This is a genomic window from Cobetia sp. 1CM21F, from assembly GCF_023161745.1.
Classification (GTDB): Bacteria; Pseudomonadota; Gammaproteobacteria; order Pseudomonadales; family Halomonadaceae; genus Cobetia; species Cobetia amphilecti.
In genome coordinates this window covers 764,524-777,951 of record NZ_JALNTQ010000001.1, presented here as the reverse complement: position 1 = coordinate 777,951, position 13,428 = coordinate 764,524, and the positions used below count along the sequence as shown (strand labels likewise).

Annotated in this window: 11 protein-coding genes; all 11 read right to left on the bottom strand. The window is 49.1% G+C overall.

All coding sequences use genetic code 11. The annotated features are described in order from the left end of the window. Positions 1-134: 134 nt before the first annotated feature. The 11 genes from MSG32_RS03210 to MSG32_RS03160 all read right to left on the bottom strand — a co-directional run bounded on the left by MSG32_RS03210 (position 135) and on the right by MSG32_RS03160 (position 13,425). Positions 135-1,187 carry a glycosyltransferase gene (locus tag MSG32_RS03210; protein WP_248377583.1) on the bottom strand — a complete coding sequence of 351 codons (1,053 nt, stop codon included), beginning with the start codon at positions 1,185-1,187 and terminating at the stop codon, positions 135-137. A gap of 325 nt (positions 1,188-1,512) precedes the next feature. Next, positions 1,513-2,439 carry a glucose-1-phosphate thymidylyltransferase RfbA gene (gene rfbA / locus MSG32_RS03205; protein ID WP_107334487.1) on the bottom strand — a complete coding sequence of 309 codons (927 nt, stop codon included), beginning with the start codon at positions 2,437-2,439 and terminating at the stop codon, positions 1,513-1,515. Between the two features lie 321 nt (positions 2,440-2,760). Further along, a complete protein-coding gene (rfbB, locus tag MSG32_RS03200) occupies positions 2,761-3,834 on the bottom strand; it encodes a dTDP-glucose 4,6-dehydratase (RefSeq protein WP_248377581.1) in 1,074 nt (357 codons plus the stop codon). 469 nt (positions 3,835-4,303) lie between these two features. Beyond that, entirely contained in the window at positions 4,304-5,320 is a 1,017-nt protein-coding gene (locus MSG32_RS03195) for a phytanoyl-CoA dioxygenase family protein (RefSeq protein WP_248377579.1), read from the bottom strand. Between the two features lie 34 nt (positions 5,321-5,354). Continuing rightward, on the bottom strand, positions 5,355-6,302 hold the full coding sequence (locus MSG32_RS03190) for a KpsF/GutQ family sugar-phosphate isomerase (RefSeq protein WP_248377578.1): 948 nt from the start codon (positions 6,300-6,302) through the stop codon (positions 5,355-5,357). 67 nt (positions 6,303-6,369) lie between these two features. After that, complete coding sequence (gene kdsB, locus MSG32_RS03185; RefSeq protein WP_248377576.1) at positions 6,370-7,659, bottom strand: 3-deoxy-manno-octulosonate cytidylyltransferase; 1,290 nt, start codon at positions 7,657-7,659, stop codon at positions 6,370-6,372. A gap of 21 nt (positions 7,660-7,680) precedes the next feature. Continuing rightward, positions 7,681-8,502, bottom strand: a complete 822-nt coding sequence (gene kdsA / locus MSG32_RS03180) for a 3-deoxy-8-phosphooctulonate synthase (protein WP_248377574.1) — start codon at positions 8,500-8,502, stop codon at positions 7,681-7,683. Positions 8,503-8,513: 11 nt separating this feature from the next. Next, positions 8,514-9,845 carry a sulfotransferase family 2 domain-containing protein gene (locus MSG32_RS03175; protein WP_248377572.1) on the bottom strand — a complete coding sequence of 444 codons (1,332 nt, stop codon included), beginning with the start codon at positions 9,843-9,845 and terminating at the stop codon, positions 8,514-8,516. A gap of 4 nt (positions 9,846-9,849) precedes the next feature. Continuing rightward, positions 9,850-11,370, bottom strand: coding sequence for a hypothetical protein (locus MSG32_RS03170; protein WP_248377570.1), 1,521 nt, complete (start codon positions 11,368-11,370; stop codon positions 9,850-9,852). 1 nt (position 11,371) lies between these two features. Then, complete coding sequence (locus tag MSG32_RS03165; RefSeq protein ID WP_248377568.1) at positions 11,372-12,304, bottom strand: glycosyltransferase family 4 protein; 933 nt, start codon at positions 12,302-12,304, stop codon at positions 11,372-11,374. A gap of 29 nt (positions 12,305-12,333) precedes the next feature. Next, positions 12,334-13,425, bottom strand: a complete 1,092-nt coding sequence (locus MSG32_RS03160; protein ID WP_248377566.1) for a chain-length determining protein — start codon at positions 13,423-13,425, stop codon at positions 12,334-12,336. Positions 13,426-13,428 lie beyond the last annotated feature (3 nt).

Sequence of the window (13,428 nt, the reverse complement as noted above, 5' to 3'; positions counted from 1 at the left end):
CGAAAAGATGGCTAGATCATAACAAAGCGCCGCACCCCTGAGGGGCGCGGCGCTTGAGCAAACAGTGATCGGATCGGGTAATTTCGGTCAGGCTATCTCGTTCGGGCTATCTGAAGCAGGCCACATGAACTACTCTAGCGGGCACGCGCCACCGTCGAACGCGCGCGCCAGAAATCCAGCACCTGCAGCGGGTCGCCCACTTCATGGGCCTTGTGTTGCGCATTGTGCGCCATGGCACGCGTCGTATCACGATCGCCCAGCAGGCGCTCAAGGGCGGCAGTCCATTCTGCCGGGTCATCCCCCACCAACAGGCCATCGACACCGTCCTCGATCAAATCCACATAGGGCGCCCGTCGGCTGTAGATGCCCACCCCGCCCATGCGGGTGATATCGAGAAATCGCAACCAGGAGGCGGCGCGGTTGTCGGAGTTTTCCATCAAGGGCGCCAGACCGATGGCGATCCGACGCCGCGAGCAATAATCCTGAAAGGCCTCCCAGCTGACGGCCTCCATCGTCTTGAGGCGGGGAATATCGCTGAGCGCCAGCGGCAGGTGGCGGCCCATCATCAGTTCCACCTCACTGTCCGAATGCCGCGTCTGGATATCGCGCAGCACGGGAGCCAGTGTGAGGATATCCTCACGATGCGCCAGAGTGCCGTGAAAGCCGATGCACCAATCGCTCTGCTCGAGATGATGCAGATCCGGCAGCTTGCCGGTCAGTGGCGGCGTCAACAGACTGACTTTGGGATGCAGACTCGCCAGAGCGGCCTCCAGCTGCTCGCTGACTACGACGATCTCATCCGCCAGCGCGAACAATCGCTGTTGCAATTGGGCAGCTTCAGACTCAGAGCCTGCTTCAGGGGTGGAGGTGTCCTGCTCCGCTGCCAACAGCTCAGGCGAATACAGATGATCGACGAGGTAGCAGATACGACCGTGCTGCTCACGGTGGGTTTCCAGCATCTCGATCCATTCCCGCCCCAGGCTACGCGCGATCAGCAGGCAGGCGCCGGTAAGGCGCGCCTGGGCAAGCTTGGGGGAGAACTTCCAGCGGCGGGTTTCAAAACGTTCGACACGTGTGCCTTCCTTGCGCAACGCGGCCATGGCAGGCAGGAAGAAGTAGATATCTTCCAGCGCCTGGGCTTCATCACTGAGTACGATCCAACGAGGGGTGGTCGGGAAGGCGGTCATGTCAGTCTCCTTTACTCGAGGCATTCATGGTCCCGGCACGTTCGGCGTCACCGCCAAACAAGCGCGAGCGAGAGCACACACTGACTCTGGGACGCTTACTTTGAGCTTAATGATTTCTGGGCATCACACCACTCAAATTTTGCTGGTGTGTATCGGATGTAATCAACGTGTTACCTGCGTTGGGGGCTGAATCGCCGCTGGCAGCGGCAGATTGGTCGTTCTCAGCTCCAGAAACGACAAGGCCCGCAGGGTTAGCTGCGGGCCTTGTGGGTTGATGAACCCGATGTCGAATCGGGTCATGTGCCTTGCGTGAAGCTGACTCTCATCACGCCACGCGTATCAGTTCATGGCGGTCTTCACCGAGTGCCGTAGCGCGGCGCACATCCTCCAGGCGCTTGAGCAGGTACTGGCCATAGCCAGTCTTGCTGAGACGCTGGCCGAGCGCGAACATCTCATCGTCATCGATCCAGCCATTGCCCCAGGCGATCTCTTCCAGACAGGCGATCTTGAGCCCCTGACGATGCTCGATGGTCTGCACGTACTGCCCTGCCTCCAGCAGGCTGTCATGCGTGCCGGTGTCCAGCCAGGCGAAGCCACGCCCCAGGCGCTCGACATGCAGATCGCCCCGCTCCAGATAGGCATTGTTGATGCAGGTGATTTCCAGCTCCCCCCGAGAGGAAGGCTTGACGCGCTTGGCGATCTCCACGACATCGTTGTCGTAGAAATAAAGGCCGGTCACCGCGAAGGGCGAACGAGGATGGGCAGGCTTTTCTTCGATGGAAAGCGCCTTGCCCTGCTCGTCGAACTCCACCACGCCAAAGCGCTCCGGGTCCTGCACCAGATACCCGAAGACCGTCGCCCCCGTGGCGCGGGACGCGGCGTGCTTGAGCTGACCCGTGAAGTTGGGGCCATGGAAGATGTTGTCCCCCAGCACCAGGCAGACATCATCATCACCGATGAAGTCCTCGGCGATCAGGAAAGCCTGAGCCAGCCCATCCGGGCTAGGCTGCACGGCATATTCAAAGCGAACGCCATATTGCTCACCACTGCCCAGCAGCTGCTGATACTGCGGCAAGTCCTCAGGCGTCGAGATGATCATGATGTCCTGGATGCCGGCCAACATCAGGACCGAGGCGGGATAGAAGATCATCGGCTTGTCGTAGATAGGCAGCAACTGCTTTGAAACGCCTAACGTGATCGGGTGCAAGCGAGTGCCGGAGCCCCCCGCGAGAATGATGCCTTTCCGTGCCATGTTACGCTCCCTGTCCCTGCTGAATTTCCGCTGTCGTCGCGGATCAGTCAGTGCCTACGCTCCCTGACCCAGTGAACTGACAAGCTCACCGGGCTCCCTGACGCAGCATCTGATTCAGCTCATAGCGTAAACAGCAAGAAGGCCGCCTGCAGCATGGTTTTCGCCGCAAGATTGCGCATTTTATTGCTATTTATACTGCTTATCAAAATATCACTAAATCAATATATATAGCTCAGAGCTGGGCAAGGCAGGAGCATGATGAGACTCATGCCAAGTCACCTCAGGCAGTTGAGTCACTTCAGCTCCTGCATGGTGCCCGGATCAGATCTCGGCTCCCAGACGCTCTCCCTGATAGCGGCCATCACGAATCCGCTGCCACCACTCAGGATTATCCAGATACCACTGAACCGTCTTGCGCAGGCCCGACTCGAAGGTCTCCCGCGGCCGCCACCCCAGGTCACGCGCTATCTTGTCGGCATCAATGGCATAACGCAGATCGTGCCCGGGCCTGTCGGTCACGAAAGTGATCAGATCACGGTAGTTCGCAAGGCCTTGAGGCTTTTGCGGCACCAAGGCTTCCAGCGTCTCACAGATCAGGCGAACCACGTCGATATTGCGCTGCTCGTTATGCCCGCCGATGTTGTAGCTCTCCCCCAGCGGCGCCTCACACGCCACCTTGATCAAGGCACGCGCGTGGTCCTCGACATACAACCAATCGCGCACCTGCTGGCCATTGCCATACACCGGCAGTGGCTTGCCCGCCAGGGCATTGAGGATGGTCAGGGGAATCAACTTCTCGGGGAAGTGATAGGGGCCATAATTGTTCGAGCAGTTGGTCATCACTGTCGGTAGACCGAAGGTCCTCTGCCAGGCTCTTACCAGATGGTCCGACCCCGCCTTGCTGGCCGAATAGGGCGAACTCGGCGCATAGGGTGTCTGCTCCGTGAAGCCGGGGTCATCCTCTGCAAGATCACCAAACACCTCATCGGTCGAGATGTGATGGAAGCGGAACGTCTCAGCCTTGGCAGGATTCACCAATGCCAATTGCTTCCAGTAACGGCGTGACGCCTCCAGCAACCGACAGGTACCCATGACGTTGGTTTCGATGAAGGCCTCCGGCCCATCGATGGAGCGATCGACATGACTCTCGGCAGCAAGGTGCATGACGATATCCGGCTGATGCACACTGAAGATTCGTGCCAGCGCCTCGGCATCACAGATGTCCGCATGCTCGAAGACATAGCGCGGATGATCACTGACGAACTCCAGCGAATCCAGATTGCCCGCATAGGTCAGCTTGTCCAGGTTGACCACTTCATGGGACGTCGAATCGATCAGCTCGCGCACCACGGCAGAGCCGATGAACCCGGCACCGCCGGTAATCAGGAACTTCATGCTTCACCTCAGCCACGCACTCGGCGCAGAAAGAAAATTGAGAGTGCAGAGAATCAAGGGTCAGAGTCATGGGGCTGCCACACAACGTCCCCAGGCTCGTCCCTTGTTGTCTCTCTGATGATACGCCACCGCCCCACCCGCCCTTGGCCGATTAGCGTGCAGTACCACAGCTGAAATTCCTCGCCCGAACGTCATACCCATATGATGAGAACCAGCTTATATAGAGAGCGAGATGACTCCGTCTCCAGTATGACAGGCACAAAAAAGCCCCGAACGCGTAGCGAACGGGGCTTTTCACTCTCTCGTCCATCATGAGGGAGGCCTGGCTTGCCAAGGTGGCTAAAGGATGAGCCTCAGGCCTTGATGACACGCAAAATCTGACGTCAGCAATAAAGCTCACTGACTCCTGGCGCTGTCACAACGCCCTGTCACAACGCCCTGTCACAAGGCTCTGTCACATGAGCCCGGGTCAAAGATCCCCGTTGTCAGCAGGCACGAACCAGGAAGCCTTCTCACCTCGCGCGGCGGCCTTGCGATCATCACGCAGACGCTCCGCTTCCAGAACACGATATTGGAGACGATTGATCCACTCGAAGCCGAGCCCTGGCAAGGGGGAAAAGGGAGTCGTGCGACTCATCCCCCACAGTGCAAAGCGTGTACTGCCCTGCTCTGCTTCACCACGCCCATGCATGCCGTAGGTATTGGCGATCAACAGTGTGTTGGCCTTGACGGCAAAGTGCTTGACCTCGCCTAGACCAAATCGCTCGAGATCCCCTTCATCCACACGGAAAGACCCACGCTGTGTGTATCGATTGGGATGGTCGCGTGCGATCAGGCTCATGTGCCTTTCCCACGACAGACGCGCTGACGACATGCGCGTGGAGCCCGGGACAAACATGAAAGGCCCCTGGGCAGGCGTCACATCCTGCAGATACAGCCAGAACTTCATGGTGGGCTGGAAGGTATCCACATGCAGGGACTTCTGGGGGTCGCGCTCATGGCTTTCCAGCACGCCATTGTGAATACGCTCCAGATGCATGATGGGCTGTCGCGCATGGCCACTGCAGTAACGCATCAGGCGCCGGAACCGCTTGTCACGCATCAAGGCCTCCATTTCCGGCAAGGCTGCGACATTTTCCGGCGCCATCACACGACGACGGGTCAAGGTATCTGCCTGGCGGCACTGACGAATCTCGCCACGTGCCCCCTCAGCCTCCCTGACCAACCGCTCATACTGCTCCGCAGGCAGAAAATCCTCCAGCAGCAGATAGCCATTCTGCTGAAAGGCCTTGCGCTGCTCTCGCGGCACCCCATAGGCAAACCAGGCCTGGCGTACACGCATCATCCAATGCGCGGCGCGCAAGCGCACCAGATGAAGCCCACGACGGTTCAGCCCGGGGTTCCCCAGCACAGGATTGGCCACGAAGGACTTGGCACCCGTGAATGCCCCTAGTGTATCCAAGCATCTAGCAGCAAGAGACCGCATGCCTGACTCCTTCACCACATTTTCGGCAAGAAACTCAACCGATCTTCCGAGCATCCTGAAGCTTGAGAACTCCGGTCAAAGCACCATTGTCATCTACTACCAACAGAGAGGTGACGTTGGCTTTCAACATGGTGTTCTCGGCAGCCGAGAACATTTCGTTTTCATTGATCGTCATGGGGGTACGGGTCATGATATCGCCCCCTGTCACGCCATCCAGCCCTTGATTATCGAAGAGTGAGCGACGCAAGTCACCGTCCGTGATCAAGCCATGAATAATGCCATTGTCAGCAATGACGGTCAGTCCTAACCCGCCTTGCGTGATCGTCATGATCACTTCGCGCAAGGAATCTGTCGGGGTATTACAGGGGACTGGGGAGTGCATGACATCACGGACACGCGTCAGCAGACGACGACCAAGGCTGCCGCCGGGATGGAACACCGCGAAATCCTGAGGCATGAAATGACGGCGCTCGATCAAGGCAACGGCAAGCGCATCCCCCATGGCCAAGGTCACAGTGGTCGAGGTAGTAGGTGCCAGATTGTTGGGGCACGCCTCACGATCAACACCGACATCCAGCACCAGATCACTGTTCTTGCCAAGGGTCGAACCGGGATTGCCTACCAAGGCAATGATTTTGACCCCGAAGTGTTTCAGTGACGGAATCAGGCGGATGACCTCTTCAGTTTCTCCACTGTAGGAAATCAAAATGGCCACATCCCCTTTGGTAAACATCCCCAGGTCGCCATGATAGGCCTCTGCTGGGTGTACCGCGAAACTGGGCGTACCGGTCGAAGCCAAGGTGGCTGCAATCTTGTTGCCAATGATGCCTGACTTGCCCATCCCGGAGACGATCACCCGACCAGAAGTCGTCATGATCATGCGTACCGACTCTTCAAACTCATTTCCCAAACGCTCAGAAGTCGCTTGCAGTGCCTCCGCCTGAGTCACGAATACTTTCTTTCCAATCTCGACGCTTGGCATTTCCTTACCCTCTGTCCATGATGCCTGGCTGCCCAGCAGAGATGTGCTGAGCAGCTTCCTTCATTGTTTATTGTGCAACTTTAGCAACATTGCCGAGGAAACCCGAAGCAGTGCTATAAACCGCTTCCCTCCCCTGTGCCAAAAGGATTCGATCGGCCAGCTCTCTGACAGCGCCCTTGCCCCCTGGCAGTGACAACACTTCATCGGCTTGTGCCTTGATATAGTCCGGTGCATCCGCGACAGCGTAGGCTCTACCACACGCCTCGAAGGCTGGGAGGTCTATGACATCATCGCCAATGAATACTGTCTGCCCCGCAGTCGAACCCGCTGCCGCCATCAATTCCTGGCATGCAGCGTGTTTATCCTTCACGCCAAGCTTGGCATGAGAGATCCCGAGATCGGCAATGCGTTTGCGCAGCGTGGCAGAATCGCGCCCCGACAGGACCGCCACCTGAATGCCTGACTCCTCCAGCAAGCGGATTCCCAGGCCATCCCGGACATGGAACTGCTTCAAGGATTCACCCGAGGCATCGTAATAGATACCACCATCAGTCAAGACACCATCAACATCCGTAATCAGTAGCCGAGTCTGAGCCAATGGATCAGGCTTGCTCTGCGGTGTGCGGCCTTCTATCAGAGCACGTACCGTCTCCAGACACTCAGGGGTATCAACGCCGGGCCCGGTTTCCTCTACCTCAATGACATGGATCTTGATACCGGCATGCATGAGGCGAAGCTGTTCCAGCGATTCAGCACGTTCTGCCATGGACTGGGGTAGCCGTGAATATCCTTCCAAGACCTCGCGTCGATAGGCGTAGACACCGACATGCTTGTGATAGCTGGCTTCTTCAACCTCGCGAGGGTAAGGAATCGGAGAGCGACTGAAGTACAAAGCATCATCGAATTGATCACACAGAACCTTGACCGTGTTCGGATTCTTGGCTTCCTCCGATGAGATAGCATGACAAAGTGTCCCCACTTTTGCCTGGCTATGCTGCATGGACGCCACCAGCAACTCGAGGTCCCCCGGCCGCACCAATGGCTCATCGCCCTGCACGTTGAGGTAGATATCGGCGGAAACCTTCTGCATTACCTCAACCAAACGGTCCGTGCCAGAGGCATGCTCTGGTGAGGTCATGACTGCCTGCCCGCCAAAAGCCTCTACTGCGTCGAATACACGCTCGTCGTCCGTGGCAACCCATACCGCATCAATTCCTGCTACCTGAGTGGCACGCTCCACCACATGCTGCACCATCGGCTTGCCAGCAATGTCTGCCAGGGGCTTCCCTGGCAGACGGCTGGAGCCGTAACGGGCAGGAATGATGATGACCGTTTTCTGGTTCATCTCAATCGTCACGACGCTATTCCCTTTGCAGACTTATTCAATGACCAGTTCTGGAAGCGACTTCACTGCATCATCGATAGCCTTGACCTGTTGCAGGAAAGGTTCGAGTTGATGCAGCGGCAAAGCGCTGGGCCCATCGCACTTGGCATTGTCGGGGTCCGGGTGCGCTTCCAGGAACAAGCCTGCCAGGCCAGTGGCCATGCCGGCTCTCGCCAATGTCACGACCTGCTGACGACGACCACCAGAAGCGGCGCCGGTCGCTTCACGCTGCTGCAACGCATGGGTGACATCGAAGATGATCGGAAGATCCCCAGTCACACGCTTCATGACATCGATGCCGAGCATGTCGACCACCAGATTGTCATAGCCAAAGCTGGTGCCACGATCACAGAGAATGAGGTCGCTATTGCCCGCTTCCTTGAACTTCTCGACGATGTTTACCACCTGGCCAGGGCTCAGGAACTGCGGCTTCTTGATGTTGATCGTCTTGCCTGTCTTCGCCATGGCTACCACCAGGTCAGTCTGACGAGCCAGAAATGCTGGCAGCTGCAGGATATCGACAACTTCTGCCACAGGCTCGCACTGCCATGTCTCATGGACATCCGTAATGACCTTGACGCCGAACTCAGCCTTTACATCCTGGAAGATCCGCATGCCCTCTTCCAGACCCGGGCCACGATAAGAATGAATCGAGGACCGGTTGGCCTTGTCGAAACTGGCCTTGAATACATAAGGGATACCAAGTCGATTGGTAACCTCAACATAGTGCTCGCAAGCTCGCATCGCAAGATCACGAGATTCAAGGACATTTATACCACCAAAAAGAGTAAAGGGACTATCGTTCAACACACGCATAACAACTCCACTTATAGTCTAAATTTTCGTAAAAAGGATAAATGCTCATGTACTTCTTCAAGCATGTTTAGTGCATCTGGGTAAGGAAAGTTATGACTTTCATCTGACAGCTCTTTGAACAAAAAATTATTTTTTTTGTGAATATTACTTTTCAGGTAATTACAATTTGCGATATCAATGGGAGCCCTACCACTTAAATAATAAATATAGGACTGTGAATATTGCAAGCTACTAACCATATCAATAGGATTGGAGATTTTATCTAGCGTATTTTTCAAACTAGGCCACGCATACTCTTTAGTCAACTCAATATCAGCTTGGGGATTAATCACAAAAACATTTACTCCAAGCTGGCTGCCAATATATAAGGCTGCATAACCCGCCATAGATGAACCAAACAAAGTTACACTATGATACCCATGATCAATTATTATCTCCTTCAAAAAATCAATATATAAATTACCACCTGAGGGAGCTATATCCAAATAATAGTTGTTACTTGGATTGGTAACAAAAAGCAAGTCATACTTGTGCGACGATGTAAGCTTCTCAAAACCAAAAAATTTTTCTCCTTGATTATGAGTACTAAGCACAACAATTAAATCCCTACATGAATCTGTCTTCTTAACATGAATGTAAGGAGAGTTATTGCCTAACCTTGGAATATTATTAAAAAATTCCTGCTTAATTTTCTTGGATAAGAAAGGGTGCGTTTCGATAAAAGCAACTTTTCTTTTTGGCCGAAGATCGCTCGTATTAAACCCATAACCAAGGTTAACAAAATCATCATGATAATAATTTACAATTATTCTTTTCGACTCCTCACTAATATGATTCGATAGAGACTCATCTGCGTAATCACTTACCGAAGTACCGAACAGTGAAGAGTTATCATTATTTACATAAGAATTGAGTTCAGAAGCATGGATTTCAAAATCCTCTATGTGCCCAATAAAATTTATAACTCTCTTTCCCGATTGATATATCCAGTTCTTCTGAGGATAAAATTGTGAGAAATCAAATTTCTCAAACCCCTTATCTTTAATAAAATCTTCAAATGAATCACCATATTTTTCTCTTAACTTCTTCCTCCTTAGTAAATAGCTTGGAGTTTCTTCGTCTACTAAAACATCAGGTATGTCTATGAGGTGATAAAAGGAATGATATAATCTAGCGAACGGATTTCTTACGAAAGTAAAGGTAAAATTCTCATAGTAATCTATGTCACGATTAATTAGCGTGGAATACGCCAAGTCGATAAACTCAAAATTAAACAATGTAGCTAATCGACTACTTTTTGAAGCTCCTATCCCAAGCGGGATTCTAACGTAAATATTACTCATAAAATCACATCTTGAAAAAATAATGAAGAGGCCGAAGCAAACTATATCTACTATCTTTAAAATATTGTTTTGGACTCTTCTTTAGCTTTCTTAGCCTCCTTTGTGCCAAGGTTAATCCATGATTAGAAAACTCATTCTTATCAACAGCACTCATCAACTTATGTGAAATTGGCGCTGCCTTATATTGAACCATCTTTATTTGGTCATGGCTTGAGAAAATTTCTCTTAGTCGTAAATGTCCCGACTTATGGACCGAAATCAAATGTTTTTGTAAGACTTTAGTCATAAAGACTTCATAGGCATAAAATTCGTCTATCGAAAGCTTGCCGTGTACTTTTTGGTCATTTAAATCAGATACAAGCTCTTCTACATTCTCATAATCAGTGGTAAACCCATGATTACCATAAAATGCGTTGCCAAACTGAATAGGTTTAAACCCTTGATAAGCAGCCTCTAAACTTGCTTGAGAACACAGAGTTGCAATGTATTCCGCTCCAGATAAAAGCTCATTAAGATTATAATTCTCAGTGATAAATATTCTTTTTTTATTATTATCGGATAATTTTGAAGCCCACTCTGTTAGATGTGTGTACGTCTTAGGCCTCTTTAGATTAGCATTATGTCTTTCCCAGGGATGAGCTTTGAAAACGATTTTCACCTCTGTGTTCTCAAGCAGGCTTTCTATTAAAGTTGTATAAAAAGATAAGGTATTTCGCACACCTTTGACATTCTCGAGTACCGAAAAGTCATTTACAACTTGCCCAATAATTAAAAAATAGCCCTCGCCGTTCAATATATTTATATTTTGAAATTCTGGCTGAACAACGTTTTTATTCTTTGACATTCTAATCTTATTGTGAGCTTTAATCCTTTCTCGTTCAAACAAATCAATATTATCGAAATCCAGCTTACTTAAATAGTTTTTAAATTTTACATCGCTATTGTTAGGGAGATGCGTGTTTTTCCGCTCTAGGTAGTATTCGTTACCAGTAAAAAACGATTCGGCAACGAATGCATCGCCTTGCTTTCTTTTGAAAATTTCTAACAAAACTTTGCTATAAATAGTGCTGCCGGAAAACACAATTACTTTGTGAATAACAGGCAATTTATCTAATTTATTTTCCCATTGGTCAATCCAAAATCTAGTAGCCGACATATTAAGAAGAAGATCTTCTAAAAAATGCTCATATATCCATGTGAATTCTTCTTGCATATCATAATCATTACTAAATATTTCGAAATCATCCTTTGTTGATATATAGCAAAGAAGCTCCGCTCTACATGTTGCATACAAGTTTATTTTTCTGTGAGAGAGCGAGTATAGCACTTCTGGAGAAAGCATCTCGTAAGTGTCGTAAATATTTTTTAACTGATCTTTTTTATCTGTATAATTACCTTTTAATGAGCACCAATCTAAACATTCATCATTATAAAAAATCTCCGATGCATTTGATTCCACATACTCAATCAAACTTTTAAAATTTCTTTTATGAAAATGCAAGTTATCTGAAAATAAAAATCTCATATTACTTCCCCGCCTCTATAACTTTACTATATTCTTGGAAGTGAATGTCAACAATGTTTTTCCATGTTTTGGCCTTACTCCGGACATGAAACGAATTTGTCTTTAACCTTTGAATATTATTTTTCAATTCATCAAATATCACTAGATCATCATTTAGATCTGAGCTCAACAAATAACCATTATAACCATTAATGACATAATCGCTTACCATACCAATATCATTTCCGATAATAGGAGTTCCCGTAACGACGGCTTCCGGGATATTTGCAGGGCCACCTTCATGGAGACTCAGCATTAGCAAAGCATCTATTTCTCGATATAATGAACCAAATATCCTATAAGGCAGATATTCATATAAAGTGACATTGAACCCGTAATCCCTTAAGATCTTAGCATCTATAGACCTGCCGTCACCTACCAAAATAAAATCGAAAACATTAGCATCTATTTTTTTTGCTAATTCATATAAATATTCTTCGCCTTTGACTTTTCTTCCATACCGCTTAGCAATAACACCAAGCGTTATTTTTTCTTTCTTTTTAAGCATATTAATTGATGATGATTTATTAAAAACACCATCATTATACCCATGAGGAATTACTACTGTATGCTCAATACCTCTATTCTTTAGGTAGTTAACTTGATTGCTATTCAAACAGACAACTAGTTGTGAACTCTGGTATATGTTATGGAATTTTTCATAGTCAAGCCAGTGATCCGTTTCATCAAGATCATGATGGACAGTACAGATAGAATTAGGCTTTAGCTCCTTCTCTAAATGTGGTCTATGGTAGTGATATATATCTGCATTATCAACTGGTTTATTAGATACGATTATTTCGTCATCTTGAGAAGCATAAGTCTTAAAATAGTTCATTATATCTTCAAAAATACCACTGACTGCATCACTAGACATAACATGATTAACTATCATAACAACCCTCCGATTTTAATGATCACGAATCAATCTTTATGGTCTTTTATTATAAGGACAACCATATTTATAGTTATAGAGATGAAAATTAAAGCCACGGCAAACAGAATGATATTATAACCCCTCTCGGGCAATACCGAGTACTCGGGATATGTTGGCTTCTGAAGTATGGACAATTGCTTTAATTTTCTTGCAGCTTCAATTCTAGTAGTCTCTAATGCAGATAGTGCCCCGGAATAGCTTTGTTGTGCAAATTCTGCTTTAAGCTGTAACGTCTGATACTGATTCGATAAGGTATTAAGAGCATTACCACTTTGACGTGCTAAACGATCTCTCTCGCTATTTATTTGATCATTAAGCGCTTTAATCTGACTATCTATACGTATAACTTGTGATGAACGTTTACTCTGATAACTCAATAAGGCATTCTTTTGTGCCTTAAGACTAGCTAATTGACCTTCTAAACTCGCCACAACCGTGCTCAAGCTTTCGATCGTTGCCGAAGGGGACACCAATCCATTCTCATTCTGATAAGTTAGCAGGGCTTCTCGTGTGATATCGAAACGTTTCTCAAGAATTGCAACCTGCTGCTCCAGAAATTCAACTTGCTCTTGCGCTAGGCGTTGACCCAGCAAATTCATCTGAGCTTCACCTTGGGATAACATAAGACTCGCAATTTGATGCGCTTTTTCTGGAGTTAGTGCTTGTACCTTAATACGTAAGACACCGGCATAAGAGTCTAGCTCTACAGAAACACGTTTTAAATAATATTCGTGCAACTTTTCCAATGGCGCATCTTCATCTTTCAATCGGGTAAAAAAATCAGCTCCAGAGTTTGCATAATGCTGCCGAAAGCCTGCATGATCTACTAGATACTTAAGCATATCTGTAGACAACAGGAAGTCTCTGAGCAGAAGCATATCTTGACTATTGGAGCTACCTCCTCCTGTCAAGAGCGAGGAAACATCAAGGCTTGGAACACTAACTTGAGGACTTTCCAAGACAACGTTTGCTTCAGATACATAACGATCACTGGCCCACAAGGACCAATACAAGGCGACTACAAAAATACTAAAAAAACAAAGCGCCCAGTAAGGGTACTTCTTCAGAAAACTTCTCATATA

Excerpts from the sequence above, each read along its gene's own strand:
- MSG32_RS03190 (WP_248377578.1), bottom strand. The coding sequence starts at position 6,302 with ATGCCAAGCGTCGAGATTGGAAAGAAAGTATTCGTGACTCAGGCGGAG.
- rfbA (WP_107334487.1), bottom strand. The coding sequence starts at position 2,439 with ATGGCACGGAAAGGCATCATTCTCGCGGGGGGCTCCGGCACTCGCTTG.
- MSG32_RS03160 (WP_248377566.1), bottom strand. The coding sequence starts at position 13,425 with ATGAGAAGTTTTCTGAAGAAGTACCCTTACTGGGCGCTTTGTTTTTTT.
- MSG32_RS03175 (WP_248377572.1), bottom strand. The coding sequence starts at position 9,845 with ATGAGTAATATTTACGTTAGAATCCCGCTTGGGATAGGAGCTTCAAAA.
- MSG32_RS03165 (WP_248377568.1), bottom strand. The coding sequence starts at position 12,304 with ATGATAGTTAATCATGTTATGTCTAGTGATGCAGTCAGTGGTATTTTT.
- MSG32_RS03170 (WP_248377570.1), bottom strand. The coding sequence starts at position 11,370 with ATGAGATTTTTATTTTCAGATAACTTGCATTTTCATAAAAGAAATTTT.
- kdsA (WP_248377574.1), bottom strand. The coding sequence starts at position 8,502 with ATGCGTGTGTTGAACGATAGTCCCTTTACTCTTTTTGGTGGTATAAAT.
- rfbB (WP_248377581.1), bottom strand. The coding sequence starts at position 3,834 with ATGAAGTTCCTGATTACCGGCGGTGCCGGGTTCATCGGCTCTGCCGTG.
- MSG32_RS03195 (WP_248377579.1), bottom strand. The coding sequence starts at position 5,320 with ATGCGGTCTCTTGCTGCTAGATGCTTGGATACACTAGGGGCATTCACG.
- MSG32_RS03210 (WP_248377583.1), bottom strand. The coding sequence starts at position 1,187 with ATGACCGCCTTCCCGACCACCCCTCGTTGGATCGTACTCAGTGATGAA.